Source organism: Rothia sp. HMSC069C03, assembly GCF_001811075.1.
GTDB classification, from domain to species: Bacteria; Actinomycetota; Actinomycetes; order Actinomycetales; family Micrococcaceae; genus Rothia; species Rothia mucilaginosa.
The window spans coordinates 17775-32292 of record NZ_KZ627138.1 but is presented as its reverse complement, the minus strand read 5'-3'; the positions used below and the strand labels follow the sequence as shown (position 1 = coordinate 32292).

The window sequence follows — 14518 nt, the reverse complement described above, 5'->3', positions numbered from 1 at the left end:
CACTGGAGGCGCACTGGAAACACAGTGCAGACGCACCGTAGCACTCTCGGTGCAGAACCCTTGCCGTACAGCTCTCCGAGTAGAACTCTCCGCGCAGAACCTCGGTGCAGAAACCGCTAAGAAACGCACCATCACTAAAAAGGAGCATTCAGTGGCAACCTTCCCTGAAGCTACCCCCGCGCGAGCCGCCCGGCGCACACAGCCGGGTCGCCTCAAGCAGCTGGCACGCAGCTGCGGCGCACTCACCCTGGGGCTTACCCTCGGGTTGACCGCCCTGCCGTTCGGTACCGCCGCCTACGCGGCACCGGGCGTAGTGCGCGGCGCAGACCGGGACGCACCCCACCAGAACACCGGCACCGGCGAGAACAACAACGAAGTTCTCTCCCCCAGCCTGGACGGCGCCACCGGCGAACGCGCCGTGTTCGTCCGATTCAAGGGTCAGGGCGCGTACGCCCAGACCCAGCCGGACGCGGTCCGCTCCCGCGCGCAGGCACCCGTCAACGCGCAAGCACAGGTGCAGGCAATTCGCGCCAGCGTGCAGCAGCAGGGCGCCTCCGCGGCGAAGGAATCCGGCGCGCAGGTCCTGTACACCACCCACAACACGATGCGCGGCGTGGCGCTCTACGGTAACGTCGAGCAGATTCGTGCGCTCGCGAACCGCGACGATGTGGAACGCATCAGCATCATTGAGGACATGGCACCGCAGAACAGCGGCACCCTCATTGATACGGACACGCTCTCCGTGTGGGCGAAGAGCCCGGCGAACCCCGCCTCCACCGGCTACACCGGCAAGGGCGTGAAGATTGTCGTGCTCGATACCGGTATCGACTACACGCACGCCGATTTGGGCGGCCCCGGCACCAAGGAAGCCTTCGAGAAGGCGAAGGCATCCGACACGATTCCCGAGGGCACCTACGATCCGAAGAAGTTCCTCGGCGGCTACGACCTGGTCGGCGACGACTATAACTCCGGCAAGAAGGAAACCTCCACGCCCCACCCTGATAACAACCCGCTCGACTGCGGCGGCCACGGCAGCCACGTTGCCGGCACCGCGGCAGGTTACGGTGTGAACGCGGACGGCAGCACCTTCCACGGCGACTACTCCAAGCTCACCGAAGAGCAGCTCAAGGACATGAAGATCGGCCCCGGCTCCGCACCGGACGCCCAGCTGATTGGCCTGCGCATCTTCGGTTGTAAGGGCACCACCGCGTTCGTCCCCAAGGGCCTGGACCGTGTGCTCGACCCCAACGACGACGGCGACTTCTCCGACCGCGCCGACATCGCGAACCTGTCGCTCGGCAACGAGTTCGGCGTGTTTGATGAGACCGTGAACTACGCGGTCGGCTCCCTCTACCGCGAGGGCATCCTCTCCGTGGTTGCGGCGGGTAACGCCAACAACTACAACGCCGTGGGCGACACCTACTCCAACTCGGGCGGCCCCGGCACCAGCGCCTACGGCCTGACCGTGGCGAACTCCATCGGCTCGACCCAGCTGGTGGACCGCGTGAAGATTCTCGCCCCCGCGAACGAGGCGGACACCTACGGTGACTACTCGGTGAGCTTCGACTATTCGAAGGCAACCAAAGAGCAGCTGCGCGGTACCGTGGTGCGTGCCGTCTCCCGCAACCGCTACGCCTGCGAGGCATTCACCGAAGAGGAAGCCGCAGCGCTGAAGGGCAAGTGGGCTCTCATCGACTGGGCGGACGCTGACGGCACCGCACCCTGCGGCTCGAAGGTACGCTTCGACAACCTGCAGGCGGCTGGCGCGACCGGCGTGGTGCTCACCTCGAACACTGAGGTCGGTGACACCGCTATCGGCGGCAACTCCTCCATTCCGGGCGTGCGCCTGTCAAAGAGCCAGGTGGAGCGCCTTTCCGCGCAGATTGATTCCGGTGAGCTGACCCTGCAGCTCGGCGAGAACCTGCGCGACTCAATCCGCGTGCCCAACGGCAAGCTGGATCAGGCGAACACCTCCACCGCGCGCGGCATGCACGGTTCGCACGGCATCACCAAGCCGGACGTTGCGGCACCGGGCACGAACATTTCCTCCATCGAGGTTGGTAGCGGTACCGGTTCGAGCGTGAAGACCGGTACGTCCATGTCCACGCCGTTTGTTGCCGGTGTTGCGGCGCTGATCATGCAGGCGCACCCGGAGTACGGTCCGCGCATGCTTAAGACCGTCATCATGAACACCGCCGACCACCACATGCAGGACGCCTGGGGCAACCCCTACGCGGTGGACCGTGTGGGTACCGGCCGCATCAACACGCGTGCGGCGGTGGCTGACCGCGTCATGCTGTTCAACGCGGCACGCCCCGAACAGGTTTCGGACACTTTCGGCGTGCTCGAGTACACCCCGAACGCCGGTGTGCAGACCCTGCAGCACCGCGTGAGCGTCGAGAACACCGACTCGGTGGCGCACACCTACACCCTGAACTATGAGGGAAGCACGAGCATCCCGGGTGTGGAGTTCTCCTACCCGCAGTCCGTGTCTGTGGGTGCCGGTCAGAAGGCAACGTTCACCGTGACGGTGCGCATTGACCCGTCGAAGCTGGAGAAGACCCGCGACCCGTCCATGTACCCGAACCAGGATTCGGTGAACTACTCGACCGGTACGGTCACCATTTCGGGTGCCCGCCAGTACATTGCGAGCGCTTCGGGCCGCCTGATCCTGACCGACGCTGATTCGTCGGCTGCGGTGAAGACCCTGCGCATGCCGCTGCATGTGGCCCCGAAACCGGTCTCCGCAATGCGCGTAGCCGGTGCAGATATTCACTTTGACACGAACGGCGTGGGTGCCCTGGAGCAGACCCTGACCCTGCAGGGTACCGCGGTGGATCAGGGCGGTTACCGCTCCCTGCTGGGTGCCTTTGAGCTGGGCGCTTCGAGCCCGCGCATCCCGACCGCGAAGCTGGGTGTGGGTTCGGATTCCCGCATGGACCTGCAGTATGTGGGTGCCGCCTCGGACGTGGCGGCGTTGAAGGCTGCCGGTGCGGACACCTCCGAGGCGCGCCTGTCCTTCGGTATTTCCACCTGGGGTAACTGGCAGGAGGTGACCCCGCGCGGCACCTACTACGTGTTCATTGATACCGACAAGGACGGCACGAGCGACTACCGCCTGCAGACGGTGCGTGAGAAGGGCCTGGACTACCCGCTGGTGAAGGTTTCTAAGCGCAGCAACGGCAAGTGGCAGGCCATTGAGAACGCCCTGTACCCGCTGAACGGCACCTGGGGTGATACGGACACCAACATCATGGATTCGAACACCCTGGTGATGACCGTTCCGCTGAGCGTTCTGGGTCTGGACCCCGAGGCTGAGTCGACCGAGATTTCGTACTCGGTGACCACTTCGAGCGCGTTCTCCGCTACGACTGTGGTTGATACGACTGATTCGGTGGTGTTCAACTATGCGGCACCGAAGCTGTGGTTCAGTGGCGATTCGGCGGGCGTGCCGAACCTGTTCGTGGATGCGCCGGAGACTCAGCTGGTGGCGCACCGTAACGGCGACGCGAAGAACGTTTCTGCGCTGTTCCTGCACATGCACAATGCGACCGGCGACCTGTCTGGTACGAACGGTTCTGCGGGTGAGCGTGCGCAGGTTCTGCGTGTCTCGTCGAACTCTGAGGCTACCGCCGCGAGCGCGCACTTTACGGATGTTCCGGCGGATTACCCGTTCGTGAATGACATTAACTGGCTGGCTCAGCGTCGTATTACGACCGGCTACCCTGACGGCACGTTCCGCCCGAACGGTTCGGTGGAGCGCGGCGCGATGGCGGCGTTCTTCTACCGTATGGCGGGTTCGCCGCAGTTCACTGCGCCGAGCACCCCGAGCTTTAAGGATGTGCCGCGTGATCACCCGTTCTTCAAGGAGATTGAGTGGATGCATGCCCGCGGTATTACGACCGGCTGGTCGGATGGTACGTTCCGTCCGAATGCTGCGGTGAATCGTGATGCTATGGCGGCGTTCTTCTACCGTTTTGCAGGTTCGCCGGCATATTCGGCTCCTGTAGCGTCACCGTTTAGTGACGTGTCGACCGGTAGCCAGTTCTATCGTGAGATTTCGTGGTTGGCTGAGCAGCGTATTACGACGGGTTGGGCTGATGGTTCGTTCCGTCCGGTTCAGCCGATTGAGCGTGGCGCGATGGCGGCGTTCTTGCACCGCTATAACGTGCGCGTGCTGAATAACCGCTAATCGGATGCGGATGTGAGGGCCGTGTCGGGGTGGAGTTTTCTGCCCCGGCACGGCCTTTTCTGTGGGCTGACTTCATCAGTAGATATAGTGCTAAAATTTGTACAAGAAATAGTACAAAGGAAAGATACTATGCTCACCGTTGGATTTTCTGAACTACGTGCCAACCTCACTTCCGTGACTAATCAGGTCATTCAGGAAGGTGAAGAAATCACTGTATTTAAGCGCAATCAGCCTGCTTTCAAGATTGTTCCTCTGGGAGTAGATTCCACTTCTGATAACAAAGAAGCCGTAGCGGAGACTTCTTCTGAAACTATCGATCAGGAGAAGATTTTAGGGGCAGCGACTAGCTTCATTGACCGTTACGAAAGCGTCTTTGAACGTCTGAGCCAGTGATGTCCTCTGCACATATCTCCGTTGATACTGCTTTAGCTATCCACCAGTTGCTTATCAACCGCTTTGGAGGGTCTGCAGGCGTTCGAGACCTTGATATTCTCGAAGGAATTCTTCAGAGCCCTTACCAAACTTTTGGTGGAGAAGAGCTATATCCGCACATTGTAGATAAGGCTGTTCATCTCTGTGTAGAGGTTATTCGTCAACATCCTTTTGTTGACGGCAATAAACGTGTAGCGGTTGCGCTCCTTGGTGCCCTTCTAGAGTGTCACGGTCTCTATTTAGTAGATGAATCTACTCATCTCTATAACAAAGTCATCGGATTAGTCACTCATGTCTGCAGTATTGAAGAGTTTACTCAATACGTTCATTCGCATCTCACTTCCAGTCTCGAGTGAGCGCATTGCCGCTTCCAGGAGCATGAAAAAACTACCTTTTTAAAAGAAATACCCCCGGTGGATGCCGTACGCATCTGCCGGGGGTATTTGCTTGCCTCGCCCTGCCTAAGGCGGGCTAGTTAGCGCTGGCGGGCTTCTTTACGGTTGAGCTTCTCAATGGCGGCTTCCACCTTTAACTTGCGGTGACTCAGCTTCCAGAGGCTGAAAGACTGCGTCAAGGTACTCTTGCCGATCTCCACGAGGGAAGGCAGCCCCTGCCGGATGAGTGTCTCATTGATTTCTTCCTGGGTGGCGCCCTGCTCCTTCATCTGCTCGATGATGATGCCCTCCTCCGCTATTTTCCCGGAGGTGAGCGGGTGGTTTTCGAGGCTGGTTTCGATGTCTACGAGCTCGTCGTAGAGTTCAGTTTTTGTTTTTGCCATGGTGCTGTCTTCACCGTCCTTGGTTGACGTGTTCTGTGGCGTAGCGGGTGTGGGAGCGTTTTCCCTCATCACCGGCTATTTTGAACGGTATTTGAACCGTATGTTCATGCTAACAGCCGCACGGGTTGTCGCACAGGGTTTTTACCGGTGAGTATGCTGTGTATTTTCAGGGCTGAAACGATACTGAACCCGCCGCGTACGCCGCGCTGAACGCACCGTGTGGAACACTACCTCGCCTCCCTCGGCGGTTCACCGCGCTGGCTATAAGGTGGAGCGTACACTTAAGTCATGCGTGAATTACAGGCACAAATCATCCGTGAAATGGGCGTCAAGCCCAACATGACCGAAGAGCAGGCACGCGAAGAAGTGGAGCGCCGCATCCAGTTCATCTGCGACTACCTGGAAGCCACCGGAAGCCGCGGCCTGGTACTGGGCATCAGCGGCGGTATCGACTCCACCCTGGCGGGTCGCCTCTGCCAGCTGGCGGTGGACCGCCTCAATGAGCGCGGCCGCACCACCGAGTTCGTGGCGGTGCGCCTGCCCTACCGTGTGCAGCACGACGAAGAGGACGCGCAGGAGGCGCTGCGTTTCATCCAGCCCACCCGCTCCCTGACCTTCAACATTGCGGAGGCTGTCGACGGTTTCGACAGCGCCTACGTTGCCGCGACCGGCGAGCAGATCAGCGACTTCAACAAGGGTAATGTGAAGGCGCGCGCTCGCATGATCGCCCAGTACGCGATTGCTGGCGGCCCCGGCTACCTGGTGGTCGGTACCGACCACGCGGCGGAGTCCATTACGGGTTTCTTCACGAAGTTCGGTGACGGCGGCGCGGATCTGCTGCCGCTGGCTGGTCTGAATAAGCGCCAGAACCAGCTGCTGCTGCGGGTACTGGGTGCGTCTGAGCGTCTGTGGGCTAAGCCGCCGACGGCTGACCTGCTGGACGGCGTACCCGGCCGCACCGATGAGGATGAGCTGGGTCTGACCTACCCGCAGATTGATGACTACCTGGAGGGTAAGGAAATCGACGAGGCGGCAGCTGCGAAGCTGGAGCAGATTTACCTGCGTAGCCGCCATAAGCGCACTACTCCGGTGACGATTTTTGATTCCTGGTGGAAGAACTAGCGCGGAAGAATCTAGCGTCTTCCGGTTGAGCGCCTCAATCAGCGTAAGAACCATCGTAAAAGCCCCAGGCTCCCAAGCGGGAGTCCGGGGCTTTTACTATGTTTTTGCAGGCTGAGGATTATGCCTTCTGCTCGGGCTGTGCGCCAGAAACCTGGGCAGCCTGAACGTCCGAATCCTCAGAACCTTCAGTCTCAACCTCAGCTTCAGCGGGCGGTACCTTCGCGCCACCCGTGGCGAGGAACAGCACCAGGCCCAGCGCGCAGGCGAGCACCTGGGTGAAGGGGAACGCCCAGGTCAGACCCTTAAATCCGAACCACATGTTGCCGAAGTACACGGCGGGGAAGAACAGCAACGCAATACCGATGGTCATCAGCATTGCCGGGCCGCCCTTACCAGCCGCCTGGAACCAAGACACAAACACGATGCTGACCGCGTTGAACACGGCGGCGAGCATGAGTGCGATCATGACCTCTTCGCCGGTGTCGATGAGGCTTGCATCGCCAACCACGGCGAGCAGTTCACGGCGGAAAATCAGCACCGGAATGGTGATGATCGCGGAGGTCGCCACGGACAGGATCGTTGCGGTGCGCAGCGCCTCCTTCACGCGGGCGCCGTTGCGGGCACCGTACGCGTAGGCGTACAGCGGGATACCGCCCATGCACAGGCCCATGCACAGCATTTCGGGCACCATGTTCAGGCGCATTGCCAGGCCGAACGCCGCGACGGTGTCGTCACCGTAGGAGGCGGCGAGGTTGTTCAGCAGCAGGGCGGCGAAGATCAGGTTGAGGCTCTGAATGAGCTCGGCGGCACCGACCGCGACCACGGGCTTGATGATGGCGGGGTCGAGGGAGAAGTCGCGGATGTTCGCGGAGAAGTTCTCGCTCTGACGCATCAGGAACAGCAGGTAGTACAGCATGGATGCGCCGTTCGCCAGCAGCATCGCCCAACCGGCACCGGCGACGCCCATGCCCATGATGGCGATGAACAGCACGTCGAAGATGCAGGTGACGACGGTGCCGACGATGATGCCGTACATGGACTGCTTGGCGTAGCCTTCGGATCGGACGAGCTGTTCGAGGGTGAACATGCCGATAGCGAGGGGCGCGCCGAGGAACATGAGGTGCACGTAGATGCGGGTGGGTTCGTAGGAGCCGCCGGATGCACCCATGATGCTGGTGATCGGGTCGGCGAGGATGAAGCCGATAGCCGCCGCGACGATACCGGCACCGAGCGCCGAGTAGAGGGCGAAGGAGGTGACGCGGTGAATTTCGTGGGCGGGCTGGCCTTCACCGAGCTTTCGGGAGGCGAGGGTTGAGGAGCCCAGGCCGAACAGGCCTGCAATCGCCATGATGACGCCGAAGACGGGCACGCCGTAGCTGGTGGCGGCGAGGTCTTCGGTGCCGCCGTAGTGGCCGACGAAGTAGGAGTTCACCACGTTGTAGATGCTGGTGATGGCGAGGCCGAGTGCCATGGGCACGCCGAGGGAGAGGAGCGCCTTGAGGATGGGGGCGTCTTTGAGCAGGTAGATGTTCTGCGGGTCTTCGCTTGCACTGTGCGCGCCGTGCGGGCGGTGTCCTGCGGCGGGTGCGTTGTTCTTGGGTGCGCTATTTTTGGGTGCGTTGTTTTCAGTCTGCTGAGGTGTCATAGATTCTTGTGGTTCTGGTCTGTGTTGTGTCCGGTGCGCGGTGAATGACGCGGTAAGAGACGTGGTCCGCGCGAAAAAACGGGCTAGTGTATTGTATCGTCTCCACGTAGTGGTGGGTCTAGAGGTTTAGACATAAAAAGCAACGAGGCGCCCCTCCCCGTTTAGGGGTGGGGCGCCTCGCCTCATACGTATCGCATGTAGGAGTGTGAGCTATTCGAGCTCAACCGGACCAAGCACGCGAACCTCCTCAATATCCAGGATTTCCTGAATCGCGTGGAGCACATTCGTGTCGATTATGCGCTCATTACGCAGGCGCTTGAGCACGCTGCGTTGCTTCTCCAAATGCCGCAGGCGCAGCTCTTTCTCAAGGTCGCCCGCTTCAATAATGCGGCGGGCTTCTTCCGGCGCATTCGCACCGTCTTTACGAACGGCGTGCAGGTTGCGGTGTATATTCGCGTTGTACATCTGTTCGTCGGCAATGCGGTCGATAATCCACTGTGGTGCACCAATTTCCTGGCCAATCTCAGCCACAGAGTCGAAGGACTCGGCAATGATCGTGCGCACTGCTTCATTAATCTCATCTTCTTCGGTGGTATCAACCGGAATTTTCGCCCACCTAATAACGAGCGGCAGGAGCATCCCCTGAACCACCATCGACAGCAGAACCACGCCCGCAACAACAAAGATAATAAAGTCACGCGCGGGAACATCAGTCGGCACGGAGAGAGCCACCGCGAGGGAAACACCGCCGCGCAGTCCCGCAAAGGTACTCACTACACGGCCACGGAAAGTTGTGCGCAGCTGCTTCTGCTTTTCTGAACGGTCAAGGGCACGAATAATACCGATCGAGACGTGCAGGAAAATAAAACGCGCCGCAATGGAAACAAGCCATGCCACCACAATCACGGCGAACGTCAAAGCCCACGCATAGTTGTATTCACGAAGAACATCATCCACAGGCGCTGTGGCGCTGGGCAGCTGAACACCCACGAGCACGAAGAGCGCACCGTTCATGACATAGGAGACAAACGACCAGATGGGCAGACCGTAGAAACGGTTTTGGGGTTTGATGGTATCCGGTCCGCGATAGGTCAGGTAGAAAGCGGCGACCACCACAGCCACCACTCCGGAACCTTTCATGCCCTCAAAAGGCTCGATCTCTTCAGCCAGGAAGAAAGCAATAAACGGCACGGTAAACATGAACACGCTGAAGTTCATGGGGTTGCCGATGTGCGCACGCAGCTTATCTACACCCCATCCGACGGCCAGGCCAACGAGAGTTCCAATCAGGAACGAGAAGAAGAACATTCCGGATGCGGTCCCCAGGGTAAGTTCATGACCACCCGCAAGCTGCAGGGCGAGTGCGAAAAGAACTAAGGTGGTGCCGTCGTTAATGAGTGCTTCCGCTTTAAGGGTGGTGATGGAAGATTTGGGGAGTTTGCCGTTGAGCGTTGCCACGGCCACAGCATCGGTGGGGGCGAGCGCCACACCGATAATCAGCGCCACAGGCCACAGGTAGACGCCCATAAATGTGTGAAGCACCCAGGCGATAACGAACGCCGTGAAAATTACGAGCACCGTGCCCGAGAGCAGAATGCCGCGCAGACGAGCGCGTGCCTCACGCCAGGAGGTGTTGCGGGCTTCCCAGAAGAGCATGATGGGCAGGAAGATTTCGAGGATGACGTGCGGCGGCAGGCCGATACTCTGAACTTCGTGCAGTTCGTGGGCGGGCATAATGCCGATAGCCAGGCCAATGAATATCAGCACAATGGCGGGGGTTATCCGTATTTTATGGGCGAGGATATTACCCAGAAGAATTGCCAGCGATAGGGCAATGATGACTTCAAGCAATTTGGTGTGTTCCTTTTGGATGTGGCGGCTGGTTCATGGTGTGCGTCTGATAGACAGCTGATGTCCGCGAGTGTGCGGGTGCCAGGGTGCCCAAAATGTTTTGCTCGTTCCCTGGGCCGTGAGGCTTCCGCGTGGGGACGAGTGCGGGCGTAGCTTCTGTATTTTACCGTTGTTCAGTGCGGGTGGGTGGATGTTTACCCTGAGCAAAACCTTGCCTTATGGCCGCTCGGGATGTGAGTTTATGGGAGGCGACCTGCGTGCATCCGGCGGGTCTGCTCAGCCGGGCCTGCTCAGCCCATGAACCGCCCTACTCTAACCGCTTTTCATGACGTTTTGTGTCGTTCTGACGTGAACTTGGGGTCGTACTGTGTCAGAGAACAGAAAATCCGCCCCTGTGAGTGCGCGCGAACACTCAGAACGTGAGAAGATAAGGTCATGACTGATAACAACACCGTAACCGGCAGCCCGCTTGTTAAGCGCGGCCTGGCCGACATGCTCAAGGGCGGCGTCATCATGGACGTCGTCACCCCCGAACAGGCTAAGATCGCTGAAGATGCTGGCGCTGTTGCCGTCATGGCTCTCGAGCGCGTTCCCGCGGATATTCGTGCGCAGGGCGGCGTGGCTCGTATGTCTGACCCGGACATGATTGAGGGCATCATTGATGCTGTTTCGATTCCGGTCATGGCGAAGGCACGCATCGGCCACTTCGTTGAGGCTCAGATTCTGGAGACCCTGAAGGTCGACTACATTGACGAGTCTGAGGTTCTTTCTCCCGCTGACTACGTGAACCACATTGATAAGCACCAGTTCAAGGTGCCTTTCGTGTGCGGTGCTACCAACCTGGGTGAGGCTCTGCGCCGTATCACCGAGGGTGCCGCTATGATCCGTTCGAAGGGCGAGGCTGGCACCGGTGACGTCTCTGAGGCGACTAAGCACATCCGCACCATTAAGCGTCAGATTGCTGAGCTGCAGGGCCTGTACAACACCATGCCCGATGAGCTGTACGTGAAGGCTAAGGAACTGGCTGCACCGTACGAGCTGGTTCGTGAGGTTGCTCAGACCGGCAAGCTGCCCGTGGTCATGTTCACCGCTGGTGGTGTGGCTACCCCCGCTGACGCTGCGATGATGATGCAGCTGGGTGCTGACGGCGTGTTCGTTGGTTCCGGTATTTTCAAGTCGGGCGACCCGGTTGCTCGTGCGAAGGCTATTGTGAAGGCTACTGCTTTCTACGATGACCCGGAGAAGGTTGCTGAGGCTTCTCGCGGCCTGGGTGAGGCTATGGTCGGCATTAACGTTGCTGACATTCCGGCACCGCACCGCCTGGCGGAGCGCGGCTGGTAATTCGTGCGCGCACCCCGCATTCGGGGTGAGTGTTTGATGAGGGGGTGGGGTTCGCTGAGGCGGGTCCCACCCCTCCTTGTGTTTGTTGTGTTTGTTGTTTTGTGAAGGGAGCGGTGATGGTTGAGAAGGTTCAGCCTACCGGTGTTTTGCCGGGTGAGGGTTTGACGGTTGGTGTTTTGGCGTTGCAGGGCGGCGTGAGTGAGCATACGGAGATGCTGGAGTCCCTGGGCGCGCAGGTGCGTTGGGTGCGTACCGGTGAGCAGCTTGAGGGTCTGGATGCGCTGGTTTTGCCGGGTGGTGAGTCGTCGACGATTGACCGTCTGACCCGTATTTTTGGTGTGCGTGAGCCGCTGATTGAGGCGATTTCTTCGGGCCTGCCGACTCTGGGTACGTGCGCTGGCCTGATTATGCTGTCGAAGCGTATTGATGATCCGGCGCCGGGTCAGCAGTCGCTGGGTGTTTTGGACGTTTCGGTGGGTCGTAACGCGTTTGGTTCGCAGGTTGATTCTGCGGAGGTGCGCCTGCCGTGGCTGACCCCTGCCGGTGATGAGGTGGTTATTGATACGGCGTTTATTCGTGCGCCGATTGTGACTGGCACTGGTGAGGGTGTGCAGGTGACGGCTCGTCATGAGGGGAAGATTGTGGGTGTGCGTTCGGGCAACCTGATTGGTATTTCTTTCCACCCGGAGGTTACGGGCGATACGACGGTGCATGAGGAGCTGCTGGCTCTGGCACGCGAGGTGAAGGGCAAGTAGCCCCTCCCCCAAAAAATAAGCCCGGTGATAACCCGTTCAAGAGTTGTGGCAGTGACCGTTGTTCGGTCACCGCCACAACTCTTTTTGCGCGGGCTTATGCGTGAGTGGACTTATGGGCGGGAGCTGCTGGGGGTTTGAGGCTGGGCCTTCCACTGCTGGTAGGCGCTCGTGGCGAAGAATCGTGCACGGTTCGCGTCGCTGAGCGTCTTGATGTCTGCGGGGGCTGCCTCGTACCACTTTTCGTAGAGACGAATAATCGTCTCGGGGTAGCCGGCTTCTTCCAGGTCTGCGCGGTGGGGGATGAATTCGTTGCGGTTCTTGATGTCTCGGTACTCGCTACCGGCGAAGGGGTCGGTGAGTCCGACGCTGGGGCGGGCGTTGTAGACATCGATATTTTGAACGTATTCGGGGAGGGCGCTCCGCCCTGCTTTGAGTGCGGCGTGGCACTTGCTGTCGATTTCGCTGGGCTCAATGATGTGGGCGCCGTCTGCGAGGATGTTCCGGTACTGGATGTACGCGGGGTATTGTTCATCGGTGCGCGGGACGGGCTTGGCAGCTTCTGCTGATGCGACAGCTTGGGCGGAGTATGAGGAGCAGCTGACGGTTGGCGTGGTGCTTGCCGTTGCTGAGGTGCTCGCCGTGGAGGGTGAGGAAGTGCTGCTTGCCGCGGTGTTTGCACTACCGCAGGCGGCAAGGAACAGGGGCAGGGTTAAGAGAGCGGCGCCGTATCGCAGTGCGCTATAGCGGGGGTTGGGGGTCCTGGATTTCAGGGCCATAATGTCACCTCATTGTGGGCTGGAGCATACTGAGTTGCCCCTCAATATACAGGCAGTTTTGATACATGGTCAAGAGAAAATTATGTTTATTTTTTAAAATCCAACATCTCGGAAGAAAATCGATAAACAAGTTTTTTCAGCGCCTTGACTTGCACAAACATGCAAGCCACCGGGCTCTTGAGGCAAATATGTCACTAAAACACCAGCACTAGATATTACTATTTGCCTGATAATCAGCGGAAGCCAACATGCCCGGAGGAGCACGGTTAGGGTGCCGATGGTGCAACCTCGAACTCCGTAAAAGCCTGCGCCTCAACGGTCCATCGCTACTGCAGGAGGAAATAGATAAGTCCCCTAACGTAGTCCCAGAGCAGCACCAAGAGGACGCACTGCGCAACAAATGCGGCTACAGCTGCGAGGGTTGGTATCCAGTAGCTACGCTTAGAACATGCAATAAAAACTGCTACAAAAATAACGCATGAGACAATATCGGGACCCAAGAGAATGAATGCCTGTAGATCATATGGCCACAATATTCCATGCATATATTCTGTAGGAACTTTACATGAACTTAAGATATTGCCTTTTAAAATTTCATAAGTCCCATACATTTTAAAAACTAAATATAGCGACGCAATCCAAAAAATGCCTATGCGAAGCTTTACACCCAGCCATATACTAAAGATCTGCCACAAGCTAGCTAATACAACTCCCACCACGAAGAAGGGTATATAGTCGAAATATGCACTTTGCCACCTATCACATGGCGAGACAAATCCATTGAACTCTATATACAGGCTAGTTGGGAAAATATAGAAAAATTGCAATACAATGAGAAACAAGATATATAAAATTATTTTCTCATTTACAGCGAACATCTTATATGTAGAATTCATGATGCCATTTCCTTTCAAGAGCATAAAACGCTAGTAGCGCAATAAAACTAGATTCAACATATCCACTCTCAGTTACTCCCTCTAATAAACCGCTTCTTTACAGAGACGATTACCCCACGTCGCTCCGCCACGGAATGCCCATCATGAAACATGGCTACGGCAGTGACCGTTGTTCGGTCACCGCCACAACTGTTATACGGCTCAGGTTAGGGTAGGAGCGCCAACCCAAACTCAATAACAATCAGCGCGACAGCACACGCGAAGAGTACCCCACGCGACACATTGAACTTCTGCCAGAGATCATACAGCTGGCTGGGAATCAACCAAATAACGCACGCCCGAAAAGCAAGCGTCGTCAGGGGGCCACCCCACTGAATAATCATCAGGGCAAGAGCAAAACTCAGGCTGAGCATATCCAGGATGCGCCGGTGCTTTCGCACCTGCTCCCTCTCCTTCTGATAGCTGGGGTTGTTTAGCAACCTTGGTGGTGCTTTTTTCAGCTGACCCACAATGACCAAAACCGCCAGCGGAATCAGAGAAATATCGAAGAACATGGGAACCGCCTTTCATGTTGGGGTTCGCTCGCTACGCCGGTGACGAGCTGATGGCGCACCATCATTGGTGAAAACTTCTCAAAAACAAGTAGTGTGCAACACGTGCATAACGTATTGTGGGTTACTTTACAGTACACATAGAACCTATTCAAGAGGTAAACAGCTCCCCCCCCCCC

Annotated in this window: 11 protein-coding genes; 6 read left to right on the top strand and 5 right to left on the bottom strand. The window is 58.2% G+C overall.

The window, feature by feature from the left end:
• Positions 1 to 151: 151 nt before the first annotated feature.
• From HMPREF2779_RS05910 to HMPREF2779_RS05900, 3 genes are all read left to right on the top strand, one after another.
• Complete coding sequence (locus HMPREF2779_RS05910) at positions 152 to 4192, top strand: S8 family serine peptidase (protein WP_105361063.1); 4041 nt, start codon at positions 152 to 154, stop codon at positions 4190 to 4192.
• 129 nt (positions 4193 to 4321) lie between these two features.
• Positions 4322 to 4585, top strand: coding sequence for a type II toxin-antitoxin system Phd/YefM family antitoxin (locus tag HMPREF2779_RS05905; protein ID WP_070685154.1), 264 nt, complete (start codon positions 4322 to 4324; stop codon positions 4583 to 4585).
• Positions 4585 to 4980, top strand: a complete 396-nt coding sequence (locus HMPREF2779_RS05900) for a type II toxin-antitoxin system death-on-curing family toxin (RefSeq protein WP_083311145.1) — start codon at positions 4585 to 4587, stop codon at positions 4978 to 4980. The genes HMPREF2779_RS05905 and HMPREF2779_RS05900 overlap by 1 nt, the downstream gene beginning before the upstream one ends.
• 119 nt (positions 4981 to 5099) lie before the next feature.
• On the opposite strand, the gene HMPREF2779_RS05895 is transcribed toward HMPREF2779_RS05900, so the two are convergent.
• On the bottom strand, positions 5100 to 5402 hold the full coding sequence (locus HMPREF2779_RS05895) for a recombinase (RefSeq protein WP_105361132.1): 303 nt from the start codon (positions 5400 to 5402) through the stop codon (positions 5100 to 5102).
• A gap of 288 nt (positions 5403 to 5690) precedes the next feature.
• On the opposite strand from HMPREF2779_RS05895, the gene nadE reads away from it, so the two are divergent.
• The gene (gene nadE, locus HMPREF2779_RS05890; protein WP_105361062.1) at positions 5691 to 6524 is read left to right on the top strand and encodes an ammonia-dependent NAD(+) synthetase; all 834 of its coding nucleotides are present in this window, start codon (positions 5691 to 5693) and stop codon (positions 6522 to 6524) included.
• Positions 6525 to 6642: 118 nt separating this feature from the next.
• Here the strand turns inward: nadE and HMPREF2779_RS05885 are convergent, their stop codons facing one another.
• Positions 6643 to 8169, bottom strand: coding sequence for an MATE family efflux transporter (locus tag HMPREF2779_RS05885; protein WP_105361061.1), 1527 nt, complete (start codon positions 8167 to 8169; stop codon positions 6643 to 6645).
• Positions 8170 to 8379: 210 nt separating this feature from the next.
• Positions 8380 to 10020 (bottom strand): Na+/H+ antiporter, encoded by a 1641-nt coding sequence (locus HMPREF2779_RS05880; protein ID WP_105361060.1) that lies wholly within the window; start codon positions 10018 to 10020, stop codon positions 8380 to 8382.
• Positions 10021 to 10455: 435 nt separating this feature from the next.
• On the opposite strand from HMPREF2779_RS05880, the gene pdxS reads away from it, so the two are divergent.
• Both pdxS and pdxT read left to right on the top strand, forming a co-directional pair.
• The gene (gene pdxS / locus HMPREF2779_RS05875) at positions 10456 to 11361 is read left to right on the top strand and encodes a pyridoxal 5'-phosphate synthase lyase subunit PdxS (protein WP_070685144.1); all 906 of its coding nucleotides are present in this window, start codon (positions 10456 to 10458) and stop codon (positions 11359 to 11361) included.
• 116 nt (positions 11362 to 11477) lie between these two features.
• Positions 11478 to 12116 carry a pyridoxal 5'-phosphate synthase glutaminase subunit PdxT gene (gene pdxT / locus HMPREF2779_RS05870; RefSeq protein WP_105361059.1) on the top strand — a complete coding sequence of 213 codons (639 nt, stop codon included), beginning with the start codon at positions 11478 to 11480 and terminating at the stop codon, positions 12114 to 12116.
• Positions 12117 to 12226: 110 nt separating this feature from the next.
• Here pdxT and HMPREF2779_RS05865 read toward each other — a convergent pair whose 3' ends face one another.
• The gene (locus tag HMPREF2779_RS05865; protein WP_105361058.1) at positions 12227 to 12892 is read right to left on the bottom strand and encodes a hypothetical protein; all 666 of its coding nucleotides are present in this window, start codon (positions 12890 to 12892) and stop codon (positions 12227 to 12229) included.
• A gap of 1102 nt (positions 12893 to 13994) precedes the next feature.
• Positions 13995 to 14342: a hypothetical protein gene (locus HMPREF2779_RS05855; protein WP_105361056.1), complete on the bottom strand. Its 348-nt coding sequence runs from the start codon at positions 14340 to 14342 to the stop codon at positions 13995 to 13997.
• Positions 14343 to 14518 lie beyond the last annotated feature (176 nt).

What these genes read in the sequence shown, in the direction of transcription:
- HMPREF2779_RS05905 (WP_070685154.1), top strand. Translation starts at nt 4,322, where the DNA reads ATGCTCACCGTTGGATTTTCTGAACTACGTGCCAACCTCACTTCCGTG.
- HMPREF2779_RS05900 (WP_083311145.1), top strand. Translation starts at nt 4,585, where the DNA reads ATGTCCTCTGCACATATCTCCGTTGATACTGCTTTAGCTATCCACCAG.
- HMPREF2779_RS05895 (WP_105361132.1), bottom strand. Translation starts at nt 5,402, where the DNA reads ATGGCAAAAACAAAAACTGAACTCTACGACGAGCTCGTAGACATCGAA.
- nadE (WP_105361062.1), top strand. Translation starts at nt 5,691, where the DNA reads ATGCGTGAATTACAGGCACAAATCATCCGTGAAATGGGCGTCAAGCCC.
- HMPREF2779_RS05885 (WP_105361061.1), bottom strand. Translation starts at nt 8,169, where the DNA reads ATGACACCTCAGCAGACTGAAAACAACGCACCCAAAAATAGCGCACCC.
- pdxS (WP_070685144.1), top strand. Translation starts at nt 10,456, where the DNA reads ATGACTGATAACAACACCGTAACCGGCAGCCCGCTTGTTAAGCGCGGC.
- pdxT (WP_105361059.1), top strand. Translation starts at nt 11,478, where the DNA reads ATGGTTGAGAAGGTTCAGCCTACCGGTGTTTTGCCGGGTGAGGGTTTG.
- HMPREF2779_RS05865 (WP_105361058.1), bottom strand. Translation starts at nt 12,892, where the DNA reads ATGGCCCTGAAATCCAGGACCCCCAACCCCCGCTATAGCGCACTGCGA.
- HMPREF2779_RS05855 (WP_105361056.1), bottom strand. Translation starts at nt 14,342, where the DNA reads ATGTTCTTCGATATTTCTCTGATTCCGCTGGCGGTTTTGGTCATTGTG.